The 23,475-nt window shown below is 63.8% G+C and carries 25 protein-coding genes and 1 tRNA gene; 7 read left to right on the plus strand and 19 right to left on the minus strand.

Annotated features, from left to right (window positions below; genetic code table 11):
* Positions 1-5: 5 nt before the first annotated feature.
* The 5 genes from ccmA to yajC are packed head-to-tail and all read right to left on the minus strand — an operon-like array spanning position 6 to position 4,008.
* Complete coding sequence (gene ccmA, locus JWJ88_RS05335; protein ID WP_205295061.1) at positions 6-638, minus strand: heme ABC exporter ATP-binding protein CcmA; 633 nt, start codon at positions 636-638, stop codon at positions 6-8.
* Positions 635-991 carry an Mth938-like domain-containing protein gene (locus tag JWJ88_RS05340; RefSeq protein WP_205295062.1) on the minus strand — a complete coding sequence of 119 codons (357 nt, stop codon included), beginning with the start codon at positions 989-991 and terminating at the stop codon, positions 635-637. Before JWJ88_RS05340 ends, ccmA begins: the two co-directional genes overlap by 4 nt.
* A complete protein-coding gene (secF, locus tag JWJ88_RS05345; protein WP_205295063.1) occupies positions 991-1,983 on the minus strand; it encodes a protein translocase subunit SecF in 993 nt (330 codons plus the stop codon). The genes JWJ88_RS05340 and secF overlap by 1 nt, the downstream gene beginning before the upstream one ends.
* Before the next feature lie 12 nt (positions 1,984-1,995).
* Entirely contained in the window at positions 1,996-3,660 is a 1,665-nt protein-coding gene (secD, locus tag JWJ88_RS05350) for a protein translocase subunit SecD (RefSeq protein WP_205295064.1), read from the minus strand.
* Between the two features lie 15 nt (positions 3,661-3,675).
* On the minus strand, positions 3,676-4,008 hold the full coding sequence (yajC, locus tag JWJ88_RS05355; protein WP_205295065.1) for a preprotein translocase subunit YajC: 333 nt from the start codon (positions 4,006-4,008) through the stop codon (positions 3,676-3,678).
* 180 nt (positions 4,009-4,188) lie between these two features.
* Between yajC and mazG the strand changes: the two genes are divergently transcribed.
* Both mazG and JWJ88_RS05365 read left to right on the plus strand, forming a co-directional pair.
* A complete protein-coding gene (gene mazG / locus JWJ88_RS05360; protein WP_205295066.1) occupies positions 4,189-5,025 on the plus strand; it encodes a nucleoside triphosphate pyrophosphohydrolase in 837 nt (278 codons plus the stop codon).
* A complete protein-coding gene (locus JWJ88_RS05365) occupies positions 4,985-5,953 on the plus strand; it encodes a phosphotransferase (protein ID WP_240200205.1) in 969 nt (322 codons plus the stop codon). The genes mazG and JWJ88_RS05365 overlap by 41 nt, the downstream gene beginning before the upstream one ends.
* On the opposite strand, the gene dusA is transcribed toward JWJ88_RS05365, so the two are convergent.
* Positions 5,937-6,944 carry a tRNA dihydrouridine(20/20a) synthase DusA gene (gene dusA / locus JWJ88_RS05370; protein ID WP_205295067.1) on the minus strand — a complete coding sequence of 336 codons (1,008 nt, stop codon included), beginning with the start codon at positions 6,942-6,944 and terminating at the stop codon, positions 5,937-5,939. The genes JWJ88_RS05365 and dusA overlap by 17 nt on opposite strands.
* Before the next feature lie 24 nt (positions 6,945-6,968).
* Positions 6,969-7,045, minus strand: a tRNA-His gene (locus tag JWJ88_RS05375).
* Between the two features lie 114 nt (positions 7,046-7,159).
* On the opposite strand from JWJ88_RS05375, the gene JWJ88_RS05380 reads away from it, so the two are divergent.
* Positions 7,160-7,387 (plus strand): DUF6324 family protein, encoded by a 228-nt coding sequence (locus JWJ88_RS05380; protein WP_205295068.1) that lies wholly within the window; start codon positions 7,160-7,162, stop codon positions 7,385-7,387.
* On the opposite strand, the gene JWJ88_RS05385 is transcribed toward JWJ88_RS05380, so the two are convergent.
* From JWJ88_RS05385 to JWJ88_RS05420, 8 genes are all read right to left on the minus strand, one after another.
* Entirely contained in the window at positions 7,368-7,844 is a 477-nt protein-coding gene (locus tag JWJ88_RS05385) for an MmcB family DNA repair protein (protein WP_205295069.1), read from the minus strand. The two genes, JWJ88_RS05380 and JWJ88_RS05385, sit on opposite strands and share 20 nt — an antisense overlap.
* A 329-nt stretch (positions 7,845-8,173) precedes the next feature.
* On the minus strand, positions 8,174-9,085 hold the full coding sequence (locus tag JWJ88_RS05390; protein ID WP_205295070.1) for a DUF481 domain-containing protein: 912 nt from the start codon (positions 9,083-9,085) through the stop codon (positions 8,174-8,176).
* 425 nt (positions 9,086-9,510) lie between these two features.
* Positions 9,511-9,816, minus strand: coding sequence for a hypothetical protein (locus JWJ88_RS05395; protein WP_205295071.1), 306 nt, complete (start codon positions 9,814-9,816; stop codon positions 9,511-9,513).
* 102 nt (positions 9,817-9,918) lie between these two features.
* Positions 9,919-10,419, minus strand: coding sequence for a transcription antitermination factor NusB (gene nusB / locus JWJ88_RS05400; RefSeq protein WP_205295072.1), 501 nt, complete (start codon positions 10,417-10,419; stop codon positions 9,919-9,921).
* Positions 10,416-10,967, minus strand: a complete 552-nt coding sequence (locus JWJ88_RS05405; RefSeq protein ID WP_205295073.1) for a 6,7-dimethyl-8-ribityllumazine synthase — start codon at positions 10,965-10,967, stop codon at positions 10,416-10,418. Before JWJ88_RS05405 ends, nusB begins: the two co-directional genes overlap by 4 nt.
* Before the next feature lie 4 nt (positions 10,968-10,971).
* The gene (ribB, locus tag JWJ88_RS05410; RefSeq protein ID WP_205295074.1) at positions 10,972-12,090 is read right to left on the minus strand and encodes a 3,4-dihydroxy-2-butanone-4-phosphate synthase; all 1,119 of its coding nucleotides are present in this window, start codon (positions 12,088-12,090) and stop codon (positions 10,972-10,974) included.
* Positions 12,080-12,646, minus strand: coding sequence for a hypothetical protein (locus JWJ88_RS05415; protein ID WP_205295075.1), 567 nt, complete (start codon positions 12,644-12,646; stop codon positions 12,080-12,082). The genes ribB and JWJ88_RS05415 overlap by 11 nt, the downstream gene beginning before the upstream one ends.
* The gene (locus JWJ88_RS05420; RefSeq protein ID WP_205295076.1) at positions 12,646-13,239 is read right to left on the minus strand and encodes a riboflavin synthase; all 594 of its coding nucleotides are present in this window, start codon (positions 13,237-13,239) and stop codon (positions 12,646-12,648) included. The genes JWJ88_RS05415 and JWJ88_RS05420 overlap by 1 nt, the downstream gene beginning before the upstream one ends.
* 316 nt (positions 13,240-13,555) lie before the next feature.
* Between JWJ88_RS05420 and JWJ88_RS05425 the strand changes: the two genes are divergently transcribed.
* The 3 genes from JWJ88_RS05425 to JWJ88_RS05435 all read left to right on the plus strand — a co-directional run bounded on the left by JWJ88_RS05425 (position 13,556) and on the right by JWJ88_RS05435 (position 18,137).
* Positions 13,556-14,860, plus strand: coding sequence for a capsule biosynthesis protein (locus JWJ88_RS05425; RefSeq protein WP_407673896.1), 1,305 nt, complete (start codon positions 13,556-13,558; stop codon positions 14,858-14,860).
* A gap of 98 nt (positions 14,861-14,958) precedes the next feature.
* Entirely contained in the window at positions 14,959-16,137 is a 1,179-nt protein-coding gene (locus tag JWJ88_RS05430) for a polysaccharide biosynthesis/export family protein (protein ID WP_205295078.1), read from the plus strand.
* A 5-nt stretch (positions 16,138-16,142) separates the two neighbouring features.
* Positions 16,143-18,137 carry a capsular polysaccharide biosynthesis protein gene (locus tag JWJ88_RS05435; RefSeq protein WP_205295079.1) on the plus strand — a complete coding sequence of 665 codons (1,995 nt, stop codon included), beginning with the start codon at positions 16,143-16,145 and terminating at the stop codon, positions 18,135-18,137.
* On the opposite strand, the gene ribD is transcribed toward JWJ88_RS05435, so the two are convergent.
* Positions 18,134-19,111, minus strand: a complete 978-nt coding sequence (ribD, locus tag JWJ88_RS05440; protein WP_205295127.1) for a bifunctional diaminohydroxyphosphoribosylaminopyrimidine deaminase/5-amino-6-(5-phosphoribosylamino)uracil reductase RibD — start codon at positions 19,109-19,111, stop codon at positions 18,134-18,136. The two genes, JWJ88_RS05435 and ribD, sit on opposite strands and share 4 nt — an antisense overlap.
* Positions 19,112-19,125: 14 nt before the next feature.
* The gene (gene nrdR / locus JWJ88_RS05445; protein ID WP_205293127.1) at positions 19,126-19,590 is read right to left on the minus strand and encodes a transcriptional regulator NrdR; all 465 of its coding nucleotides are present in this window, start codon (positions 19,588-19,590) and stop codon (positions 19,126-19,128) included.
* Between the two features lie 245 nt (positions 19,591-19,835).
* Here nrdR and JWJ88_RS05450 point away from each other — a divergent pair, with 245 nt between their 5' ends.
* Positions 19,836-20,960 (plus strand): TRAP transporter substrate-binding protein, encoded by a 1,125-nt coding sequence (locus tag JWJ88_RS05450; protein ID WP_205293128.1) that lies wholly within the window; start codon positions 19,836-19,838, stop codon positions 20,958-20,960.
* 72 nt (positions 20,961-21,032) lie between these two features.
* Here JWJ88_RS05450 and JWJ88_RS05455 read toward each other — a convergent pair whose 3' ends face one another.
* Together JWJ88_RS05455 and JWJ88_RS05460 are read right to left on the minus strand one after the other, a co-directional pair.
* Positions 21,033-22,817: a TRAP transporter large permease gene (locus JWJ88_RS05455; protein WP_205293129.1), complete on the minus strand. Its 1,785-nt coding sequence runs from the start codon at positions 22,815-22,817 to the stop codon at positions 21,033-21,035.
* Positions 22,814-23,437 carry a TRAP transporter small permease subunit gene (locus JWJ88_RS05460; protein WP_205293130.1) on the minus strand — a complete coding sequence of 208 codons (624 nt, stop codon included), beginning with the start codon at positions 23,435-23,437 and terminating at the stop codon, positions 22,814-22,816. Before JWJ88_RS05460 ends, JWJ88_RS05455 begins: the two co-directional genes overlap by 4 nt.
* Positions 23,438-23,475: the final 38 nt, after the last annotated feature.

The following is a 23,475-nucleotide window of genomic DNA, read 5'->3' on the forward strand; positions in this document are numbered from 1 at the left end:
CATCCTCATCCGAATGCCTCGTTGAAACCGGCTGGCCTTGATTCGCAACGCAGGTTCGCGGCACGGAATGTGCCAAGCTCAAGAATCCCGGCTTCGGGCAGGCCCAGTTCGATATGGGTGGCGATCACCGCCGCCCCGCCGCGCCCCAGATGGTCGCGCAGCATCGAAACGAGCAGCGCGACCGAATCGTGGTCCAGCGATACCGTCGGTTCATCCAGCAGCCAGACCGGCCGTCCCGTCACCATCAACCGCGCCAGCCCAAGCCGCCGTTTCTGCCCGGCGGAAAGCGCATGGGCCGGCCGCGCGGCCAGTTCGCGCAGGTTCATTGCCCCAAGCGCCGGCGCAATTTCCCGACTGCCAAAGATATCGGCCCAGAAGCGCAGGTTCTCGGTCACGGTCAAGGCCGGTTTCAGCCCGTCGGAATGGCCTGCATAGGCGATGGCGTCAGGCGCAGCCTCGACCGTGCCCGCGACAAGGGGCTGCAAGCCCGTCAACGTCCGCAAAAGCGTGGTCTTGCCGATACCGTTCGGCCCCCGCAGCACCAGCGCGCTGCCCGCGTTCAGGATGAAACTGACGCCCTCGATGGCACGTAGCCCACCCCGTGCCACAGCGACGTCGCGGACGGAAAGCAGGCTCATAATGGGATCAGCGCACAGGCCACGCGCCGGCCTTCGGACAGCGTGACGTTATAGCTGCGCGCGGCCGAGGGGGAATTCATCGGCTCGGCCATCACCCCTGCTTCTTCCAGCGCAGCGCTCAGCGCGCGTGGCGGAAAGGCGATCTCGGCCCCCATGCCTAGAAACAGCACATCCACCCGACCGGCCAGCGCCAGCAATCCGGCGTGATCGTCAAGTCCCCCCCAAGGTTGCACACCGTCAGGGGTGACGATCACCGACCCATAATGCACCACGCCGCCGACACGAAAAAAACCGGGCCCGTAGCCGTCCACCGGCACGGCCCCAGAAAATTCGGTCGGCGTCATCGTGGGCATCAGGGCGCGTCCCGGAAGGCGGCTGGAATGTCCTCGCCCGGCGCCTTTTCCTTGGGATCGGGTTTGGACCAGTCGCGTTTGACGCCCAGCCACAGCACGATGTTCTTGGCGACGTAGATCGTCGAGTAGCAGCCGACGACCACCCCCCAAAGCATGGCGATGACGAATTCGCGCACCACGTCGCCACCAAAGATCAGCATGGCGGTCAGCGCAATGGCGGTGGTTACGGCGGTCATGATGGTGCGCGACAGAGTTTCGTTCACCGTCAGGTTCATCACGTCGATCAGCGGCATGGTCTTGTATTTGACCAGATTTTCGCGCAGCCGGTCAAAGACCACCACGGTATCGTTGACCGAATAGCCCAGCGTGGTCAGCAGCGCCGCAATGGTCGTCAGGTCGAAACGCAGCTGGAACGCGGCGAACAGCCCGACCGTCAGCAGCACGTCGTGGACCAGCGCGACCACGCCGCCAAGCGCGAACTGCCATTCGAAGCGCAGCCAGATATACAGCAGGATGCCAATGGTCGCCGCGCCCACGGCATAGAAAGCCGTCTTGATCAGCTCACCCGACACCTTGGGCCCGACCGATTCGACGGCGGCAAAGACCACCTGCGGATCGACGGTTTGCAGCGCCGCCTCGATCTCGTTCAACTGCTCGGGTGTAACCGATCCGGTCTCGTCCATGGTGCCGATTCGGATCATGGCGACATGCTTGGTCGTGCCAAAACTGGGATCGAAAACCTCGGTGATCGAGACGTCGCCCAGATTCAACTCGTTCAGGGCCTGACGATAGTCGCCGACTTCAAAGGCGGTGGGGCTTTCGGTGCGGATCGTGGTGCCGCCCTTGAAGTCGATGCCGAAGTTCAGTCCCATCGTCAGGATGAGCACCACCGAGGCGACCATGGCCACGGCCGAGATGCCGAAAGTCAGCCATTGCCAGCGAAAGAAGTTATAGCTCGTATTGTCGGGAACGAGTTTCAGACGAAATGCCATGGTCCTGCTCCCTTACAAGATCAATTCTTTGGGTTTACGCCATTCCAGCCAGAACACGATCAGCAGCCGCGTCAGATAGATCGCGGTGAAGACCGAGGTGACCAGACCGATGGTCAGCGTGACCGCAAAGCCTTTCACCGGACCGGAGCCGAGGAAGAACATCACCGCCGCGGCGATGAAGCTGGTGACGTTGGCATCGATGATTGCGCTCATCGCCTCGCTGAAGCCGTCGTCGATGGCTTTCACCACCCGCTTGCCGGCGCGCAACTCTTCACGGATGCGTTCATAGATGATGACGTTGGCGTCCACGGCGGTGCCAACGGTCAGCACGATACCCGCGATACCCGGCAGCGTCAGCGTTGCCCCCATCATCGACATGATCGACAGGATAAGGATGATGTTGACGATGACCGCGATCGAGGCGAAGGCACCGAAAAGACCATAGCTTGCAATCATATAGGCCACCACCGCCACCGTGGCGATGACCGCGGAAAGCCGTCCGGCGTCGACGGAATCCTGCCCCAGTTCCGGGCCGATGGTGCGTTCTTCCAGGAAGGTCATCTCGGCGGGCAGCGCGCCGGCGCGCAAAAGCACGGCGAGCCTTGTGGAATCCTCGACGTTCATCGCGCCCGAGATCTGGCCCGAGCCGGTGGTGATCGCCTGCCGGATCACAGGGGCCGATATCACCTGATTGTCCAGCACGATGGCGAAGGGCTGGCCGATATTGGCCGAAGTATATGCCCCGAACCGCTTGGCGCCCGAAGGGCCGAATCGGAATTCCACCGCCGGAGCGCCGTTCTGGTCAAAGCTGGGCCGGGCGTCGGTCAGATCCTCGCCGGTAACGACGGGGCTTTCCTCGATGATGTAAAAGACGCCGGGCTCATCCATCGAGGGCAACAGGACATTGCCGGGACCGGGGCGTGCATTGGCGTCCGAGGTGCGGCTGATGACCGGGTTGAAGGTCAGTTTCGCCGTGGTGCCGATCAGTTGCTTCAGCTCTTCTGCCGAGCCGATGCCGGGCACCTGGATCAGGATGCGATCCTTGCCCTGCCGCATGATCGTTGGTTCGCGCGTGCCGACCTCGTCGATGCGGCGGCGGATGATTTCCAGCGACTGCTGTACCGTGCGGTCGTCGGTCGCGGCCTTTTCAGCCTCGGACAACTGCACGCTCAACCGGTTGCCGTTGGCCGAGATCGCAAGATCGCTTTGCCCCGCCCCTGTCAGCGAGGCGACCGGGGTGGCAAGACCACGGGCGATTTCGACCGCCTTGGCCATCTGATCGGGATTGCCGATCTCGACCGCAAGCTGGCCGTCGGGCGCCTGAACGCGGCGAACCGCGCCCACGACATCGCGCTGCGCCGCCAATGCATCGCGCAACTCGGGCCAAAGCGCATCCATACGCGCCTTGTAGACATCCTGGACATGCACCTCGCCCAGAAGATGGGCCCCGCCGCGCAGGTCGAGGCCCAGATTGACCAGACCCGAGGGCAGCCAGTTCGGCCAGCCCGCGCGGGCCGCAGCCTCGTCGGGGGTTTCGAAACCGTTGCGTTCGACGGCGGCGATGGCGTCGTTATGCTGCTCGACCCGATTATAAAACAGGTTCGGCGCGGCATAGAGCAGTCCCAGGGCGACAAGCCCCAGGATCAGCAGACGCTTCCAGAATGGGATGTCCAGCATTGTGCGTGATGGGCCTTAGCTGTTGGCGGCGGCGGGTTGGGTGCGGTTCACGAGGCCGGTCACGGTCGAGCGGACGACGCGAACCTTGACGCCGGGCGCGATCTCGACTTCCAGTTCGCTGTCGCGAACCGAGGTGACCTTGCCGATCAGACCGCCTTGGGTCACGACCTCATCGCCTTTTTTCAGCGCCTCGACCATGGCGCGATGTTCTTTCATGCGCTTCTGCTGCGGGCGGATCATCAGGAAATACATGATGACGAAAATCAGGACGAGCGGCAGGAACGAGGCGAGTCCAGCAGCGCCGGAGGCGCCTCCTGCGGCCTGAGCATAGGCGGGGGTCACGAGCATTAAGTCTATCCCTGTGCTGTCGTTCTCCGGGAGATCCCCCGGCGGAATTGGCGCGCACCCTATCCCCGGCCGGAACCGATGGCAAGAAAGCCCGGTGCCCAGCACGGTGGGTAACGCGACGTGGACATGGGCCCGCGCATGTGGCAGGTCAACGCGACAAGCCGACCAAGAGGGATCACGATGGATCAGGATAACGCGACCCATCCCGCACTGGCCCGCGATGCCGCGGATCGCACCGGCATCCGCCGCCTGCTGGCGATCATGGCCGCATTGCGCGACCCGCAATCCGGTTGTCCCTGGGATGTCGAGCAGGATTTCTCCTCGATCGCGCCCTATACCATCGAAGAGGCGCATGAGGTCGCCGATGCCATCACGCGGCAGGCCTGGGAAGAGTTGCCGGGCGAGTTGGGCGATCTGCTGCTGCAGGTGGTTTTTCACGCGCAAATGGCCGAAGAAGCGGGAATGTTCGATTTCACCGACGTGGTTCGCGCAGTTTCGGACAAGCTGATCTTCCGCCATCCGCATGTGTTCGGCGACGAATCGCGCGACAAATCCGCCCAACAGCAGATCAAGGATTGGGAGGCGATCAAGGCCCGTGAACGCGCCGCCAAGGCGGAAAAGGGCGTGCTGGACGGGGTGGCGCTTGGCCTGCCGGCGCTGACCCGTGCGATCAAGCTGCAAAACCGTGCCGCCCGCGTCGGTTTCGACTGGCCGGGTCCCGCCGACGTGCTGGACAAGATCGCCGAGGAAAGCCGCGAACTGGTCGAGGCAAAAGACAGTACCGATCACGCCCATTTGACCGAGGAATTCGGCGATCTGATGTTCGTGATGGCGAATCTGGCCCGGCATCTGGACATCGACCCCGAAGAGGCGCTGCGTCTGGCCAATGCCAAGTTCACCCGCCGCTTCGGCGCCATCGAGGCCGCGCTGGCCGCGCAAGGCCGCCACCCCGAGGACAGCGACCTTGCCGAGATGGATGCGCTTTGGAACGAGGCCAAGGCTGCCGAGCGCGCCTGATCCCTCGCCGATCCTGCCGGAAATCGCGCAGCTTGCCGGGGCCCGGTCGTTGCGCCTGTTGCGTGACCGCCCCGACCGGCTGGTGGTGCAGATCAGGCTGGGCGACGGCCGCATCGCCTGGCTCAAGCAATTCCGCAACACCGATCCGGCCGCCAGCGTGGATCAGGCCGAAGCGCGTCTGCAAGAGGCGGCACGGGCCTTGGGTCAGGGCTTCGATGCCGTTGCCCCACCCCTGCTGGCGCTGCCCGAACAGGGCATCCTGATCACCGCACCTGCGCCGGGTCAACCGGCCGCGCTGGCCTTGGCGGATGCGGATGATGCGCGGCGCTCCGAGTTGATCGCCCGCATGGGGATATGGCTGCGCAATCTGGCAGCCACCACCCGGACACGCGGCACTTTTGGTCCCCGCTATTGGATTGGCGGGCTTGAGGCGCGGGTGGCGGCGGCCGCGGGCGGGTGGATAGATCGCGATCTGGTCGCCCGCCATATGCAGCGGATGCGTGCCGCGGCCGAGCCGTTGCGCGCTGCCGCCGTCGAGCGCGGGCTTTGCCATGGCGACCTGACGCCGGACAATTTGTTTCTGGACACCCCTCGTCCGGGCGCAACGCGGCTGACCGCCATCGACACGCAGGGCAGCACCGTCATGGCGCTGGCGCGCGACATGGCCCGGCTGCTGGTTTGGCTGGAAAGCCGGCGCAATGAACCGCCGCCCAAGACCCGCGATGGCATCGCCCTGCCCGACTGGCAGGCGTTGACCGGGGTGCCGGGGCTTTTGGCACCCGATCAGGCCCCTATCCTGCACTTTCTGATCGGAGAGCTTATGTTGGCCTATTATCTCGACAGCGCCCGCCAGCCGGTGCGACGCAGGGCGCTGGTCCGGGGAATGCAGGCTTGGGCAGGCGACCCGGAGGTCAGGCCGGGGCCATGACCTCGGCCAGCGCTGCATCATAGACCGCCAGCGCCTCGGCCCGATCATGGGCACGCGATGCGCCTTCGGACAACTGCCGCCGCCAGCCCCGCGCGCCGGGACGTCCGTGGAACAGGCCCAGCATATGGCGCGTCACCTGATGCAGCCGACCGCCCAGGGTCAGATGCGCATCGACCAGTTCGCGCAATGCCCGCGCCGCCTCCAGCGGATCTGCAAAGCGCGGCTCCTCGCCCCAAAGCCGGTCGGCCTGTCCCAATATATCCCAAGGCTGGTGATAGGCGGCGCGTCCGATCATGACCCCATCCATGGCGTCCAGATGCCCGCGCGCTGTGTCGAGCGAGGCGATTCCGCCGTTGATCGACAGATGCAATTCGGGAAACTCCCGCTTCATCCGGTGCACCAAGGGATAGTCCAGCGGCGGGACTTCGCGATTCTCGCGCGGGGACAGCCCCTGAAGCCAAGCTTTGCGGGCATGGATGGTTATCCGCCGCACACCTGCGTCGCGCATGCGATGCAGGAAATCGGGCAGCACATCCTCGGGCGTCTGGTCGTCCACGCCGATGCGGCATTTCACCGTGACCTCGACCGGGCTGGCCGCCATCATCGCCGCAACACATTCAGTGACAAGGTCCGGCCGTGTCATCAGCACGGCGCCGAAGCAGCCCGATTGCACCCGGTCGCTGGGGCAGCCGACGTTCAGGTTGATCTCGTCATAGCCCCAATCGGCACCGATCCGCGCCGCTTCGGCCAGTTGCGCGGGATCGGAGCCGCCAAGTTGCAGCGCGACGGGGTGCTCGGTTGCGTCGAAATCCAGAAGCCGGGCGGGATCGCCGTGGATCAACGCCTGTGCCGTCACCATTTCCGTATAAAGCAGTGCGCGGCGCGACAGCAGCCGATGCACGCGCCGGCAAAGGCGATCAGTCCAGTCCATCATCGGCGCGACGGAAAGCCGCGCCGCATCCGCGATGCCATTGTTCTGGACCGGGGTCATGGATTTCCGACTGCCTGATTGCGATGGTACCGCCTGCCCGGTTCGAACGGGCGACCTCTAGATCCACAATCTAGCGCTCTAACCAACTGAGCTAAGGCGGCACTGGCGGCTATCTAGCGCCAGCCTCCCTCCTGTGCAAGCCCGTCTTGCCGGATTTTCGCCTGCGGGTTAAGGAAAATCCCCAGATCCACAGGCTAAGCGCCAGGAGAGCCAGCATGAGCATCAACAGCCAAAGCGATATCGCCGCGAATATCCAGATCGGCCCCACCGACCGCGGCATGGTCAGGATCTATATCGAGGCAGAGAATGTCGACCTGCCGCTGGATTTCGACCCCGAAGAGGCCGAGGAAATCGCCGAGGAACTGCTTGCCGCCGCCGAAGCCGCGCGCAGCATGGGCAGCCCGGGCAAACCCGGCAAGGGCGTCAAGAAGCCGCGTCGCTGATTCCCAGCGGATCGGTCAGCGCCAACAACCGCAAAGTCGAGATGCGGGCGATGTCGCGCAAAAGCCTTGTGCGCCGGGCGCCCGCCAGTCGTGATTCGGGCGCCATGCGGATAAGTTCGGCACCCCAGGAATCGGCGCGGATCAGGCCCGAGCCCTCGGGCAGCAGCTCTTCGGGGAAATCCGCGTCCACCGCCCAGAAAAAGCGGTCGCAGAACTCCAGATAGCCCTGCCATTTCCGGTCCGAGACAAAATCGGCCCGGCAGCTTTTGCATTCCACCACCCAGATCTCGCCCCGTGGCGATACCGAGATCACATCGACCCGCAGCCCGCCGGTCGGCACGAATTCCGGCAGCGCCGCATGGCCAAGCCCGGTCAGCATCCGCGCCACGCCGCGCGTAAGCCTCTGCCCCGGCAGCGCGGGCAAAAGATCATCGGTCTGATCGGCAGGCATGCTCATGCGCAAACCATGAACGAAACGGAAACATCATGCAAGCCCACCCTGCCCTTGCGGCGGACGGGCCAGAGTCCTATCTACGAAGGTGGCGGGTTTCTGCTCTTCTCGTGCGTGGCCATTTTTCTCACTGGCCTATAATTTCACCGAGGGGGCTGGCTCTGTCGGGGCCCTGGTCCCGTTATCCGGCTCCCACCTGGACATCCAGGCTTTCGGGGAAACCTGCGCCGCCACGGTTGCTGCGGTTCCCGCCACCTCTTCCCTCCTGCCTCTTGTGAAAAAAAGGGCGACCCGAAGGCCGCCCCGAGAGAGAGGAGGGATCGTCTTTCCGAAGATCAGAAGCCGTAGACCAGCGACACGCCAAGCGTGTTGTCGGTGCGGATCGCGCGATCCGAGACATATTCGGTCTTGTAGGACACGCGGGTCGCCAGAGCATCCGACATCTTGAAGTTCAGACCCAGCTCGTTGGTGGCCGTGTCGTTGCTGTCCGAGGTCAGATAGTCGGTGTCGTTGGTCACGAAGAAGGTTTCGTTGATGCGGTGATAGAAACGCGACGACAGGATGTAGCCGACTTCCGTGTCCGAGGTGAAGGTAGAAGGATCGGTGTCTTCCAGCTCCACTTTTTTCGTGTAGCGGATACCCACACCGGCTTGGACGCGCCATGCGGTGGTGTCGTTGTTCACGATGCGATAGCCCGGACCAACGCCAAGGAAGGCGTCGCGTTTCAGACGACCCTGCTGATCGGCAATCTCTTCCGCCGTCAGCCCGTCAAAGTCGCCGGCCAGGCCGTCGGTCGCAAGACGACCCAGGGCAAATGCATAGAAGCGATCGTTGACGTTATAAATACCATCATAGATCACATAGGTCTTTTCGGTGTCGGTATCGCCGTCGTCGTCTTCGCCATATTCAAGCAAGATGCCGACAGATTGCGAGAAGGCACCCTGGTTATGCGACAGGCGGCCGGCCAGGCTGAAGTCCTGGTTTTCATTGTTGCCGGTGCGGCCGGTATAGGTCAGGGCGACCGAGCCGAAAGTGCCTTGGCGGCGCTCGGGGTTGCCAAAGCGATAAGCGTCCGATGAGCGGTCGAAATCGTCGCGAACCGCGTCTTCGACATCTCTCATCTGTTCGCTGACTTCCGAAATGCCGGTGGCGTTGGCACCCGTGGCGATCTCGGATTGTGCAAAAGCTGGGGCCGAGAACGAGGCGGCCAAAGCCGTGGCACCGACGAGGTAAGCTAGCGTTTTCATTTTTGTCAGTCCTTTTCCGAACCGTTTCGTGTCCGCGGCTCCGGCGTTCCGGGACCACGAGCATCTCTGCTGGGTCAGAGGTAGAGCCGTCCCACCGGTCCATAAAGGGGGGCGAAAAACAGCACAGAAGATCGCAAAAACGTGAAATTTCCCGGGAACCAAACGGTCGGCGGAAAAGGGATCACGCAAAATCGTGATGAAACTTTTTCTCCTGAAGGTTGCGCAGAAATTTCCGGCGCGACGTCAGTCGGTAAAAGGGCACCACACCCCTCACGAAAGATGAATATCCGGAAACATGCAGAGGACAGTGTCCGCATGCATAAAAAAAAGGCACCCTCAGGGTGCCGATTTTCAGGTAAAAATGTTGCGAAAGGTCCACAGTGGCGAGGTAAAAATATCGCACCTCTCTAAACTGGATGTGAAGATCAGGGCTGGCGAGGGCGCACAGTGGCCAGCGCAGACACGGTTTGGCGGCGAATCCGCTGCCGCAACCCGCCGCGCGGATCGTCCGGTCGGGCCATCAGCATGACCCGGATGCCGAACTGCACGCCGGAAAACAGGACGGTATGGAAAAAGACCAGCATCAGCACCGCGATCCAGCCGCCGCGCGTCGCCGTCACCAGATGCCGCAGCGTGCCGATATCCAGCGCCAGCAGCAGTGCTGTGAACACCAGCGCCAGCACAAAGCCTATGGCGATGCTGATGATATACAGCCGGACGAGTTTCGGCATGACTTTCCCCGGGATCAGATGACGCGGACCCATCTTAGCGCGGATCACGGCAAACCCCGAGGAGAAAATACCGCCCGCGCCCTGTGTCAGATCGTCCCGCGTTCAGAACGCTTCCGGCCGCGCCTCGCGCGCCATGTGGTCCAGCACCGCATTGACGAATTTCGACTCGCGCCCCTCGGCAAAGAAGGTCTGCGCCAGCCGGACATATTCGGTGATAACCACCTTGGGCGGTGTCTTTGGCGTCATCAGCTCCGCCCCCGCCGCACGAAAGACCGAGCGCAGCACCGGGTCGATACGGTTGATCGGCCACTTCGCCACCAGCGCACGGTCGGTCATCTGGTCGATCTTCGACTGCCAGGTGACGGCATCGTCCACGATGCGGGTGAACAGCGCCTGATCCGCCTCGTCCGATACGATATCGTCGTCCTCGTCCTCGCGGCCGATGCGCCAGTTCAGGAATTCGCGCTGCACACGGTCGGCCGACACGCCTGCCGCCTCCATCTGAAACAGCGCCTGCACTGCATAAAGCCGCGCGGCCGCTGCGCGGGCCTGCCGCGCCTGACGGTCGCCGGAGCGGCCCGATTTATCGCCCGAGCCACTCATGCGCTGCCCGGCCCGTCGATTTCGCCCGCCAGCCGGATCACGTCCTTGGGCACCGCCGCCTTGTCACGCGACGTCTGCGTCTCCCACCCCCGTTTGAGCGCGATCAGATGCAATGCCGCGGCAGCAGCGCCGCCGCCCTTGTTCTGACCCAGAGGATCGGCGCGCACCTCGGCCTGGGGCATGTTCTCGACGGTCAGGATGCCGTTGCCGATGCAATGCCCCTGCAGGCCCAGCAGCATCAGCCCGCGTGAGCTGTCGTTGCAGACGGTGTCGTAATGGGTCGTCTCGCCCCGGACGATGCAACCCAGCGCGACATAGCCGTCGTAAAGATTGCGGCTGGCGGCCAGCGCGATAGCGGTGGGGATTTCCAGAGCACCGGGCACCTCGACCAGATCGACAGCGGCGCCGGCGCCTTCGGCCACGGCGCGCGCGCCGGCGATCAGCCCGTCGGCGATCTGACGGTAATAAGGCGCGACCACGATCAGCAGGCGCAGGCTGCCCTCGATCCGGGGCAGCGGCAGTTGGTCATGTTCGATGCTGGCAGCCATTGAGTCACTCTTTGGGAATCGAACGCGTGGAATGGATCGAAAGCCCGTAGGCGTCAAGCCCGACCGCCCTGAGCGGCGCGGAATTGGTCAGAACCACCAGTTCCGACAGGCCAAGCGCCGACAGGATCTGCGCGCCCAGCCCGTATTGCCGCAACACATGCGAAGAGACCTCGTCCTGACGCGGCAGCCGCGACTCGAGATCGCGGAACAGCACGACGACGCCCCTGCCTTCCTGAGCGATCAGGTCCATGGCGGCGCCAAGCGTGCCGGCGTTCTGGCGACCGATGCCCAGTACGTCATGCAGCGGGTCCAGCACATGCATGCGCACCAGAACCGGGCCGGGGGCGGTCAGGTCGCCCTTGGTCAGCACCATATGCTCGGCGCCCGTGGTTTCGTCGGCAAAGATGCGCATCATCCATTCGCCGCCAAAAGTCGAGTGCACTGCACGCTGGGCGCGCTCGGCGATCAGATTGTCATGGCGGCGACGATAGGCGATCAGGTCGCTGATGGTGCCGATCTTCAGCCCGTGACGTTGTGCAAAGGCGACCAGATCCGGCAGCCGGGCCATCGAGCCGTCCTCGTTCATGATCTCACAGATCACGCCCGAGGGGTTCAGCCCGGCCAGCCGCGCCAGATCGACCGCCGCCTCGGTATGGCCGGCACGCACCAGCACGCCGCCATCGCGGGCACGCAAAGGAAAGACATGGCCGGGCGTGGCGATATCGGCCGCACCCTTGCTGGGGTCGATGGCCACCGCGACGGTATGGGCGCGGTCATGGGCCGAGATGCCGGTGGTCACGCCCTCGCGCGCCTCGATCGACATGGTGAATGCGGTCTCGTGCCGGCTGGAGTTCTTGGGGCTCATCAATTGCAGGCCAAGCGCGTCGATGCGCGTGCCGGGCATCGCCAGACAGATCAGGCCGCGGCCATGAGTCGCCATGAAATTGACTGCCTCGGGCGTCGCCATCTGGGCGGGAATAACCAGATCGCCTTCGTTCTCGCGGTCTTCGTGGTCGACGAGAATGAACATACGACCGTTGCGGGCCTCGTTGATGATCTCCTCGGTCGGAGAGATCGCTTCGGACCAGTCGCGCTCGACGGGTCCCGGCTTGTCATAGTTCATCCGCCGCTCCTGCAAAGAACTGCTGGCCGGTGACGAACCCCGCCAGCCCGGCCGCTATCATCATTTCGCGCTCATGTTCGGTTTCGCCGATCATCAGCACCGCATCCCCGGGCAGGCCCTGCGTCCGCAGCCAGCCTTTCATCCTGTCCCGCATCGCCGACCAGCTGGTGCCAAAGGGCGGCAGGCTTCCGGCCGAGATCGCACCGATTTGCACCGCGATCACATCCGGCGCAAGCCCCGGCGCGCAACCCAGGTGCGGTGCAGCCGCGCTTTGCGCAATGCGGCGGCGTTCGGCGGGGGCGACCTTGTGGTCGTTGCGAAATACCCCCAGCGCGTTCGTCGAATAAAGAAAGGCGATCAGATCGCGGCCGGTCGTCGCCCGCACACCGGCATAGGTCTTGTAATCCAGCCCCAGGTCTTTCGCGCGGCGCAGGTGCATGCGCACCACCTCGACCGGCAACCGCGCGCCCAGCAATTCGCGCCGCGCGACCGACCAGCAATGGGTGCGAAAGCCGCTGCCGGCGGCGGGGCCGCGATTGTGGCCGATCCCGGCCATCACCCCGCCTCGGCCAGCCGCGCGACATAGCGCGCCAGCGTGTCGATTTCCAAATTGACCTGATCGCCCGGCTGAGCCTCGCCCCAGATGGTCACGGCCTGCGTATGCGGAATCAGGTTCACGCCGAAACGGCTGCCCTGCACCTCGTTGACGGTCAGCGAGGTGCCGTTCAGCGCCACCGACCCCTTGGATGCGATAAAACGGGCCAGCGCATCGGGGGCGCGCAGGGTGATACGAGTGCTGTCGCCCTCGTCATGCATCTCTTCGATGACGGCGACGCCATCGACATGACCCGAAACGATATGCCCGCCCAACTCGTCCCCGACGCGCAGCGCGCGTTCAAGGTTCAGCCGCTTGCCCGGCGCCCAGCCATTGGCGCCGATATTGGTCTTGGAGAGGGTCTCGGCCGAGATATCGACGTCGAACCAGTCCGCCCCTTTCTCGACCACGGTCAGGCAGATGCCGTCGCAGGCGATCGAGGCACCCAGATCGACCCCCGCCATCTCGTAATGGCAGGAAATCCGCGCCCGCATGTCGCCGCGCATCTCGACCCGGGAAACCTCGCCGATATCGGTGATGATGCCGGTAAACATGGACGCTCCCCTTCTTTTGCTGCCCGAGAAGTAGAGCCTTGGCGCGTGATCTTCAAGCAATGCCGCAACGTGATATCGCGTTACATCAGGAAAGGTCGTGACAGCGGCGGGATTTTGGTGAAATCAGAAAGTGCATGACCTCGGTGGTAGGGCCCCGCCTGTAGCGAAAAGCCCAATTCCTGTATCGTTTCCAGTTGCCAAGGTTCCCATGCTTAGCCCCACGCCCCGTACGCGCGATCATCGTGACGTTTCCTCTGCGGCGACCCCGACCAGGAAGACGGTCAAGCCGACATTGGCAACGCCCAAGCTTGCGCCAGTGACTGCCACGGCCTCGCTGCCCGCGGCGAAGCGGGTTTTTCTGTTGCTGCAAGGTCCGCATGGCCCGTTCTTCGACGGGGTCGGCCGACTTTTGCGCGATACCGGGGCGCAGGTCTGGCGGGTAGGCTTCAATGCGGGCGACGAATTCTTCTGGTCCGACAAGGCCTGCTTCATCCGCCATGGCAGCGGCCCCGAGGATTGGCCCGAGCATCTGGAGCGTATCATCGTCGAAAAAGGCGTGACCGACATCATGCTTTACGGCGATGTGCGCCCGATCCATGCCGCCGCACGCGAGGCGGCGCAGCGTCACGATCTGGTGCTGCATGTCTTCGAGGAAGGCTATCTGCGTCCGTTCTGGATCACTTACGAGCGCGGCGGCTCGAACGGGCACTCGGCCCTGACGCATATCCCGCTGCGAGAGATGCGCAATGCGCTGCACGACCGTATCGCCGAGATGAACCGCCCCCCTGCGCGCTGGGGCGACATGCGGCAGCACAAATTCTATGGCGCGCTTTATCATTTTCTGGTGCTGGCGGCGAACCGGCGTTATCCGGGCTATCGCACGCATCGCCAGATCGGCGTGTTCCAAGAGTTCCAGCTGAACCTGCGCCGCTTTCTGCTGACGCCCTTTGACATGTTTGCCCGCATGCGCGAGGCGCGCGCGGTGCGTCGCGGCGGCTTTCCCTATGTTCTGGTGCTGATGCAGCTTGAACATGATTCGAATTTTGTCGCCCATTCGCCATACTGCCGCATGTCGGAATTCACCGATGAGGTGCTGACGGCCTTTGCCCGCTCGGCGCCTGCCCACCACCGCATCGTCTTCAAGGCCCATCCGCTTGAGGACGGGCGCGGCGGTATTCGTCACGCCATCATCGCCAAGGCCCGCGAACTGGGGATCGAGCATCGGGTGCATTTCGTGCGCGGCGGCAAGCTGGCAGGGCTGCTGAATCAGGCCCGCGCGACGGTGACGGTCAACTCTACCGCCGCACAACAGGCGCTGTGGCGCGGCCTGCCGGTCAAGGCCATGGGACATGCGGTTTTTGACAAACCCGGCCTTGTATCTGACCAAAGCCTTGACGAATTCCTGCGCGATCCCCGTCCGCCCCACGCCCCGGCCTATCGCCGCTATCGCGATTTCCTGTTGGAAAGCAGTCAGGTGCCGGGGGGATTTTATGCCGCACGCTCGCGCGCCCACGCACTGCGCATCGTGGTGGACATGGTTCTGGCGTCCGAGGATCCTTATCAGGCGCTTTTTGCCGGGCGTGGTAAATATCGGCAACAGATGGGCGTCAACGACGATTAAACAGGGCAAAAATATGGAAAACCCCCGGATGCTGCGCTAACGTGCCGGAAAATAATGCCTGCGATCCGGGAATCGCGCGAGAGGACAGGAGTAACAGTTTGACGCAAGCAGCTTTTTCACCCCTTCGAACCGGGACGGCACCGGTTCGCGCGCGCCGTATCGCCGCCCGGCTGGGGCGGGCCATGATTCTGGGGGGGATGCTTCTGGTGTCGGCCTGCGGGCTGCCGCGCTCGGGTCCCACCAAGGGGCAGATCCTTTCCAGCTCGGTCGAAAGGGGCGGCACCACTCATATCGTGAATGTCGACGACCGGGTGAACCGCGCCGCGAACTATACTCCGGCCTACGGTTTCTCGGCAGATTTCCGCGCCGCCAGCGCGGTTGCCGCCGATGATATCCGCCCCGGCGACGTGCTGGGCCTGTCGATCTGGGAAAACGTCGATGACGGCCTTCTGGCCTCGATGGGGTCAAGCTCGACCCAATTGTCGGAACTGCAGGTGGACAGCCAGGGCTATATCTTCGTGCCCTATGCCGGCCGGGTTCTGGCCGCAGGCAACAGCCCCGAGGAGCTGCGCCGCATCATTACGCAAAAACTGGAAACCCAGACCCCCGACCCGCAGGTCATGGTGACCCGTGTGGCCGGCGATGGCGCAACCGTTTCGGTCATGGGCAAGGTCAACTCGCAAGGCGTCTTCCCGATCGAACGCCCGACTCGCACCCTTTCGGCAATGCTGTCGCGGGCCGGCGGCGTTTCCATCGAGCCCGAGATTGCGGTGGTCACCGTCAAGCGCGGTAACTCCAGCGGCAAGGTCTGGCTGCGTGACCTGTATTCCAATGCCCGCAACGACATTGCGCTGCGCCCCGGCGACGTCATTCTCGTCGAAGAGGATGAACGCAGCTTTACCGCGCTTGGCGCGCTTGGCGGCCAGACAAAGGTGCCGTTGGGCAACGACCAGATCAACGCGATCGAGGCAGTGGCGATGGTCGGTGGTCTCAGCACCACGCTGGCCGATCCCAAGGGTGTGTTCGTCCTGCGCGACGAGCCGCAAAGCGTGGCGCGCGCCGTGCTGGGCCGTCAGGACATCTATGGCAACCAGCGTGTCGCCTATATCCTGGACCTGACCAAGCCCGACGGCATGTTCCTGGCGCGAGATTTCGTCATTCGCGACAGCGATACCGTCTATGTGACCGAGGCGCCCTTCGTCCAATGGAGCAAGACGCTGCGGTCGATGCTGTCCCCCGCCACCGAAATCGCTTCGGTGAACAACTCCTTCGACTAAGGGGCATGGAACCTGTGAACAAAGCCGCCGGGGATTCCCGGCGGCTTTTCATATGCAACGGCGGTTTCCTGACCCGGCCGCGCCTGCGCCGCATCCTGCAACTGGCGGGCTGGTCCCTGCGCGTTGGCCTGCCCGGCCCCGGCGATCATGTCGGCATCTGGGGCAACAGCCCGACCGCATGGCGGGGCAAGGCATTGGCCGAATGGCGTGGTGTTGGACTGGTACGGGTCGAGGATGCCTTTCTGCGTTCGGTCCTGCCGGGGCGGGCGCGTGGCGCGGTGGCGCGGCGCGGGCCCATCGGTCTGTTGATCGACCCCATCGGGCTGCATTTCGACCCCGAATCCCCTTCGCTGATCGAAACCCTGGTCCATGCGCCCGCATCGCAGGCGCATCTTGACGCCGCCCGACAGGGTATCGCGCGGCTGATCGCCGCCGATCTGTCGAAATACAATGCGCATCTGCCCGAGGTCGCACCGCCCGAGCCCGGCTACGTTCTGGTCATCGACCAGACACGCGGCGATGCCTCGCTGCTGGGTGCAACGCGCGCAGATTTTCTGGACCTGCTGACCGCTGCCCGCGACGAAAACCCCAGTCTGCCACTGGTGATCCGCAGCCACCCCGAGACCGCCCGCGGCCTGCGTCCCGGCCACTTCACCCCGCAGGACCTGCGCCCGGGCGAGGTTTTTTGCGAAACTGCCGTCTCGCCCTGGGCGCTGTTGCGCAATGCCGCACGGGTCTATGCGTTCTCGTCGCAGATGGGATATGAGGCGATGCTGGCCGGCCATCGGCCCCGCATCTTTGGCCGTCCGTTTTATGCCGGCTGGGGGCTGAGCGACGACCAGAGTCCTATCCCTCGCCGCAGCCCTGCCAGTATCGAGCAGCTTTTCACCGCCAGCCATCTGCTGGCCCCGGTCTGGTATGACCCCTGCCGCGACCGGTTGACCGATTTCGAAGGTGCGCTTTGCCAGATCGAGGCCGAGGCCCGCGCCTGGCGGCAGGACCATGCCGGTCATCTGGCCTATGGCATCCGGCTGTGGAAGCGTCCCTTCATGGCACGGTTTTTCGGCAGCGGCCGGGGTGTGCGCTTTACCGCCAGCCCCGGCCCCAATGTCACCCTGGCCTGGGCCAACCGCGCCAAGGAAGTATCGGGCGCGCTGCAGGTCGAAGATGGCTTTATTCGTTCGCGTGGCCTTGGCGCCGCGCTGGTGCCGCCCCTGTCTTTGGTCGCCGACGATCTGGGCATCTATTACGATCCCGGCCGCGAAAGCCGGTTCGAGCGGTTGATGGCCGAACCCCTGCCCCCCGGTGGCCGTGAACGCGCCCTGCGGCTTGCCCACGATCTGATTGAGGCCGGGATCACCAAATACAACCTGTCCGGCCAGCCGCCCGCCCTGCCTGCCGGGCATCGCATTCTGGTGCCGGGACAGGTCGAAAATGACGCCTCGATTCGGCTTGGTGCGACGGGGGTGTGCACCAACCTTGCGCTGCTGGAACGCGCGCGGGCCGAGAACCCGCAGGCCGTGCTGATCTATAAACCGCATCCCGATGTCGAGGCCGGCCTGCGCCCGGGCCTGATCCCCGAGGCCGACCTGCTCCGGCTGGCGGATATTGTTGCCCGCAACACAGCAGCCGATACGCTGATGGCCGAGGTCGATGAGGTCTGGACCATGACCTCGACCCTGGGTTTCGAAGCATTGCTGCGCGGTATAGCCGTTACGACGCTGGGCGCGCCTTTCTATGCCGGTTGGGGGCTGACGCGCGACCTCGGGCCGGTCCCGGCACGGCGGCGCATGCAGGCCGATCTGGCGCAACTGGCTCATTGCGCGCTGATCGCCTATCCGCGCTATTTCGATCCGGTCAGCCGTCTGCCCTGCCCGCCTGAAGTTGCGCTGGAACGGCTACGCGATCCGCGCTTTGGGGCTGCGGGCGGCCCGGCGCTGCGGCTGCTTTCCAAGGCGCAGGGCCTGCTGGCCGGTCATGCGTGGATCTGGCGGCGCTAGTCGCGCAGCCAGCAATGCATGATATCCGGCCCGATCCGGCGCATCTCGGCCAGTCGAAAGCGCGGCGCATCGGCCAGATGCTCCAGTCCCAATGCACCGATCCCGGCCCGGCCGTCACTGCCCAGCACGACCCCGGCGCTATAGCCGATCAACTGATCGACCAGCCCGGCGCGCAAAAGACTTGCCGCCAACACTCCGCCGCCTTCGCAAAACACCCGGGTCAGGCCACGCGCGCCAAGCTCGGCCATGAATGCCTCGGGAGCACCCGACACCTGCCACAACGGGCCGTGTTCAGCCCCCTCGGCCGGCAGGTCCGGCAAGGGGCGCGACGAAACGACGATCCGCACCGGCTGACGCAGCGGGCCAAAGCCGCGCACGTTCAGTGCCGGGCGGTCGGCGCGGGCCGTCTTGCCGCCCACCATCACCGCATCATGGGCAAGACGCAGAGCATGGACGTGGCGACGGGCCTGCGCATCGGTGATCCACTGGCTTTCGCCAGACGCGGTGGCGATACGGCCATCGAAACTGCTGGCCAGTTTCAGCGTCAGCATCGGCCGGCCATGCTGAAGGCGGGTCAGGAAACCGCGTTGCACCTCGCGCGCCTCGGCTTCCCAGACGCCCTCGCTGACCGTGATCCCGGCCGCGCGCAGGATGGCATGACCGCGTCCCGCCACGCGCGGATCGGGATCGGTCAGCGCAGTCACAACGCGCGCGACACCGGCCCGGACCAATGCCTCGGCGCAAGGGGGGGTCTTGCCGTGATGGGCACAGGGTTCAAGCGTGACATAGGCCGTGGCGCCCTTCGCCGCCCTGCCCGCCTGAGCCAGCGCCATGGCCTCGGCATGGGGTCGCCCGCCGGGCTGGGTCCAGCCGCGTCCGACCACGACTCCTTCGCGGACCATCACGCAACCCACCGCGGGATTCGGCCAGACATTGCCCAGACCGCGCCGCGCAAGCGCAAGCGCATGGCGCATGTGGCGGCGGTCGCTCACTCTTCGACGAGGCCCGGCCGCAGTTCCGAGACGAATTTGTCGAAATCGTCCGCCGCCTGAAAATTCTTGTAAACGCTGGCAAAGCGCACATAGGAGACGGTATCGATCCGGGCCAGAGTCTCCATCACGATCTCGCCTATGACTTTCGAGGGGATATCGGTGTCGCCCATGCTTTCCAGCCGGCGCACGATGCCCGAGATCATCTGGTCGATCCGCTCGGGCTCGATGGGGCGCTTTTGCATGGCGATGCGGATCGAGCGTTCCAGCTTGATACGGTCGAAATCCTCGCGACGGCCGCTGGATTTCACGACCACCAGATCGCGCAACTGCACCCGTTCATAGGTGGTGAAACGCCCGCCGCAGGCCGGACAAAAGCGGCGTCGGCGTATCGCCACGTTGTCTTCGGCCGGACGCGAATCCTTGACCTGCGTATCGACATTTCCACAGAACGGACAGCGCATCCCTTGTTCCCCCAAAGCCCCGGACCCCTGCCAGTATAGGCAAGCCCAAACCACTTGGGTAGTCCGTTGAGCATACTACAAGATCGGCGATGGTCCGACCCGGTCACCTGACGCTGCGACAATGCCGCACGCTTGCGCGCATCCGGTAAAAATCGGGTGCGGGCGTCTCGACAGGGTATCGGTCGCATGCAACATTCCCTGCGACATCGGCCGGCAGAAAAAGGCCAATCCAAGCGGAGGAATCCATGAAGACCAGCAACCAGTTCGACCGGCGCGCCTTTCTGACCCGCGCCACGGTTGGCGGCGCAACGGCAGCGGCCGGGGCCGCTTTGGCCGCGCCCGCCATCGCGCAGGAAATGCCCGAGATCACATGGCGCATGACCTCGTCCTTTCCGAAATCGACCGAGGCGCTTTACAATACCGGCCTTTACCTGAGCAACGCGCTGGCCGAAGCGACGGACGGCAAGTTCCGCCTTCAGTCCTTTACCGCGGGCGAAATCGTCGGCGGGCTTCAGGCCGCCGACGCGGTGATGGAGGGCACCGTCGAGGCCGCCCACACCGTGGGTTATTACTATTGGGGCAAGGACCCGGCCTGGGCGGTGGCATCGGCCATCCCGTTCTCGCTGAACTATCGCGGCATGAATGCCTGGAACTATGCGGGCGGTGGGGTTGATCTTTACAACGAATTCCTGGCGGGCCATGGTCTGGTCGGCTTTCCGGGCGGCAATACCGGCGTGCAGATGGGCGGCTGGTATCGCAAGGAAATCAATACGCTGGACGACCTGAAGGGGCTGAAGTTCCGCGTCGGCGGCTTTGCGGGCTATGTCCTGGAACGGCTGGGCGTCGTGCCCCAGCAGTTGGCTGGCGGCGACATCTATCCGGCTCTGGAAAAAGGCACGCTGGACGCGGTCGAATTCACCGGCCCCTTCGACGATGAGAAGCTGGGCTTCTTCAAGGTCGCACCCTATTATTATTCGCCGGGCTTCTGGGAAGGTGCACCGACCGTGCATTTCTTCTTCAACAAGCAGAAGTTCGAGGAACTGCCGAAAAATTACCAGGCGATCCTGCGCAATTGCTGCCGCGCCGCCGATCAGGAAATGCTGGCCCTATACGACTGGAACAACCCCAAGGCCCTGATGCGGCTGGTGCAGCAAGGGGCACAGTTGCGGACCTTCTCGCCCGAGATCATGTCGGCCGCCTTCGACGCCGCCAACCAGATCTATGCCGAGATGTCGGAAAAGCACGAATGGTTCAAGAAGCTGTGGGACTCGATCACGGCATTCCGCTCCGAGCATTACACCTATACCCAGCTCGTCGATTTCCAGTATGATTATTACATGATGCAGTTGAACGGGCAGCAGCGGCTGTAAAACGCCGTCGCGCTGGTTTCGATATGCCGGCGAAACGAAAAAGGCCCCCGGATTTCCGGGGGCCTTTTGGTTTCAGTTCGAAGGATTCAGTCCGGGGGGCGGCGCCAGCCCCGGCAGGCTGTTCGCCGGCGCAATCGCAGGGGCGGCTGGCGGGGCCATGCCCTCCAATCCCGGCGGTGCCGCAAGTCCGGGCAGACCGCCCGTCACGTCGCCCAATCCGCCCGGCAGACCCGGAGAGGGAAGAGTGCCGCCAAGCGCAGGCAGTTCAAAGGCGGATTCCGGGGCCAGACGCTCGGGTTCGGCGCTGGTGACCAGCCCGGGGAAGAATACCACCGCGGCCGCCATCGCAAGCTGGATCAGCATGAAGGGGATCGCGCCAAAGTAGATCTGTCCCGTGGTCACTGGCTGCATCCTGCGCCCGGTCACACTGTCCACATAGGGCCGACGCGGCGCGACCGAGCGCAGGAAGTGCAGCGAAAACCCGAAGGGCGGATGCATGAACGAGGTCTGCATGATCAGTGCCAGGATCACCCCGAACCAGACAAGGTCGATGCCGATGGCCTTGGCAGGCATCACCAGCAGCGGCACGATGATGAAGGCAAGTTCGAAATAATCGAGGAAGAACGCCAGGAAAAAGATCAGCGCAGCCACGAAAAAGACAAAGCCCATCTCACCGCCGGGCAAAGACACCAGCAGGTGCTCGATCCACAAATGGCCGTTCACACCGTAAAAAGTCAGCGAGAACACGCGCGCGCCCATGATGATGAACATCACGAAAGCCGAAAGCCGTGCCGTGCTTTCCAGCCCTTGCCGCAGCAGGCTCCAGGTCATCCGCTTCTTGGCGATGGCCATGATCAGCGCGCCGGCCGCGCCCATGGCGCCGCCCTCGGTCGGCGTGGCGATGCCTAGAAAGATGGTGCCCAGCACCAGAAAGATCAGCGCCAGTGGCGGTATCAGCACGATCACCACCTGCTGCGCCAGATGGGACATCAGTCCCAGCTTCAGGTGCCGGTCAGCCAGCGCCAATACATAGGCCAGGGCCGCGCCGGCCATCACGCCGACAATATCGGCATCGACGCCCATTGTCGGATGAAGCCAGTTGAAGGCCGCATATGCAGCACCTGCGGCAATGGCGATCACCACCAGCAGCGAGATCACGCCCGAACCAAGCGTGCGCGCCTCGGGCGGCAGGGCGGGAACGAAATCGGGCCGCACGAGCGACAGGATAAAGACGAAAATGGCATAGCAGCCCGCCAGTATCAGCGAAGGCAGCAGCGCGCCGGCATACATCGAGCCGATATCCACCGTAAGCTGGTCGGCCAGCACGATCAGCACCAGCGACGGCGGCACGATCTGCGCCAATGTCCCGGAACTTGCGATCACCCCACTTGCCACCCGGCGGTCATAGCCATAGCGCAGCATGATCGGCAACGAGATAAGCCCCATTGCGATGACGGAAGCCGCGACCACGCCGGTCGTTGCGGCAAGAAGTGCGCCCACAAGGATCACCGCATAGGCCAGACCGCCGCGGATTGGGCCGAAAAGCTGGCCCACCGTGTCCAGCAGGTCCTCGGCCATGCCGGATTTCTCCAGCACGATCCCCATGAAGGTAAAGAACGGAATGGCCAGCATCGTGTCATTGGAAAGCTGCTGCCACATCCGGTTCGGAAGCGTGCCCAGCAGCGACCAGTCAAGACTGATGACGCCCCCCGAAAGCGGCGCAAGCTCGACGCCAATGATAAAGAAGAACAGCCCGTTCGCGGCCAGCGCGAAGGCAACCGGATAGCCGAAGAGCAGAAAGAACACCAGCGAGGCAAACATGATCGGCGCCATGTTCTGCGCGATGAAAACCATCATTTACGGGTCTCCTCGCCCTGCTTTTCATCTTCAAGCGCGGCCGCCATCTCTCGTGCCAGAATATCGCCTTCCATGGCGGCAGCTTCGTGCGTCGAGATGAAGGGAGTCGGATCCTCGATGATGCCCCGCATGATGGCGATTTTCTTGATGATTTCGGAAATACCCTGAAGGAACAGCATGATAAATCCGACCAGCAGAAGCATCTTGGCCGGCCAGACCGTCAACCCGCCGGCATTGGTCGAAACCTCACCACTACGCCAGGACCGCATCACCCATGGGTAGAGATACCAGATCATCACCGTGGCGAAGGGCATCAGGAAAAAGACATGCCCGATCAGGTCGATCCAGTGCTGCCGGCGGCGGGTCCATATGCCGTAAAGGATGTCGATGCGGATATGTTCGTTTTCCTTGAGCGTATAGGCTGCGGCGCCCAGAAATGCGGCGCCGTAGAGATACCACTGCAATTCCAGCCAAGCATTGGACGAGGTTTGAAACACCTTGCGGATGATCGCGTTACCCGCGCTGACAAGCACGGCGGCCAGAATCAGCCAGCTTACGCCTCGACCGATGATTGTATTGACGCGGTCGATGCCGCGAGAAAGCCCCAGCAGGGCACCCATATGAGAAACCTCCCTATATATCGGCCGCCCCTTGGCTT

Origin of the sequence: Paracoccus methylovorus (assembly GCF_016919705.1) — a bacterium.
GTDB lineage: Bacteria > Pseudomonadota > Alphaproteobacteria > Rhodobacterales > Rhodobacteraceae > Paracoccus > Paracoccus methylovorus.

Excerpts from the sequence above, each read along its gene's own strand:
- ccmA (WP_205295061.1), bottom strand. The coding sequence starts at position 638 with ATGAGCCTGCTTTCCGTCCGCGACGTCGCTGTGGCACGGGGTGGGCTA.
- JWJ88_RS05340 (WP_205295062.1), bottom strand. The coding sequence starts at position 991 with ATGCCCACGATGACGCCGACCGAATTTTCTGGGGCCGTGCCGGTGGAC.
- secF (WP_205295063.1), bottom strand. The coding sequence starts at position 1,983 with ATGGCATTTCGTCTGAAACTCGTTCCCGACAATACGAGCTATAACTTC.
- secD (WP_205295064.1), bottom strand. The coding sequence starts at position 3,660 with ATGCTGGACATCCCATTCTGGAAGCGTCTGCTGATCCTGGGGCTTGTC.
- yajC (WP_205295065.1), bottom strand. The coding sequence starts at position 4,008 with ATGCTCGTGACCCCCGCCTATGCTCAGGCCGCAGGAGGCGCCTCCGGC.
- mazG (WP_205295066.1), top strand. The coding sequence starts at position 4,189 with ATGGATCAGGATAACGCGACCCATCCCGCACTGGCCCGCGATGCCGCG.
- JWJ88_RS05365 (WP_240200205.1), top strand. The coding sequence starts at position 4,985 with ATGCGCTTTGGAACGAGGCCAAGGCTGCCGAGCGCGCCTGATCCCTCG.
- dusA (WP_205295067.1), bottom strand. The coding sequence starts at position 6,944 with ATGACCCCGGTCCAGAACAATGGCATCGCGGATGCGGCGCGGCTTTCC.
- JWJ88_RS05380 (WP_205295068.1), top strand. The coding sequence starts at position 7,160 with ATGAGCATCAACAGCCAAAGCGATATCGCCGCGAATATCCAGATCGGC.
- JWJ88_RS05385 (WP_205295069.1), bottom strand. The coding sequence starts at position 7,844 with ATGAGCATGCCTGCCGATCAGACCGATGATCTTTTGCCCGCGCTGCCG.
- JWJ88_RS05390 (WP_205295070.1), bottom strand. The coding sequence starts at position 9,085 with ATGAAAACGCTAGCTTACCTCGTCGGTGCCACGGCTTTGGCCGCCTCG.
- JWJ88_RS05395 (WP_205295071.1), bottom strand. The coding sequence starts at position 9,816 with ATGCCGAAACTCGTCCGGCTGTATATCATCAGCATCGCCATAGGCTTT.
- nusB (WP_205295072.1), bottom strand. The coding sequence starts at position 10,419 with ATGAGTGGCTCGGGCGATAAATCGGGCCGCTCCGGCGACCGTCAGGCG.
- JWJ88_RS05405 (WP_205295073.1), bottom strand. The coding sequence starts at position 10,967 with ATGGCTGCCAGCATCGAACATGACCAACTGCCGCTGCCCCGGATCGAG.
- ribB (WP_205295074.1), bottom strand. The coding sequence starts at position 12,090 with ATGAACTATGACAAGCCGGGACCCGTCGAGCGCGACTGGTCCGAAGCG.
- JWJ88_RS05415 (WP_205295075.1), bottom strand. The coding sequence starts at position 12,646 with ATGGCCGGGATCGGCCACAATCGCGGCCCCGCCGCCGGCAGCGGCTTT.
- JWJ88_RS05420 (WP_205295076.1), bottom strand. The coding sequence starts at position 13,239 with ATGTTTACCGGCATCATCACCGATATCGGCGAGGTTTCCCGGGTCGAG.
- JWJ88_RS05435 (WP_205295079.1), top strand. The coding sequence starts at position 16,143 with ATGGAACCTGTGAACAAAGCCGCCGGGGATTCCCGGCGGCTTTTCATA.
- ribD (WP_205295127.1), bottom strand. The coding sequence starts at position 19,111 with ATGCGCCATGCGCTTGCGCTTGCGCGGCGCGGTCTGGGCAATGTCTGG.
- nrdR (WP_205293127.1), bottom strand. The coding sequence starts at position 19,590 with ATGCGCTGTCCGTTCTGTGGAAATGTCGATACGCAGGTCAAGGATTCG.
- JWJ88_RS05450 (WP_205293128.1), top strand. The coding sequence starts at position 19,836 with ATGAAGACCAGCAACCAGTTCGACCGGCGCGCCTTTCTGACCCGCGCC.
- JWJ88_RS05455 (WP_205293129.1), bottom strand. The coding sequence starts at position 22,817 with ATGATGGTTTTCATCGCGCAGAACATGGCGCCGATCATGTTTGCCTCG.
- JWJ88_RS05460 (WP_205293130.1), bottom strand. The coding sequence starts at position 23,437 with ATGGGTGCCCTGCTGGGGCTTTCTCGCGGCATCGACCGCGTCAATACA.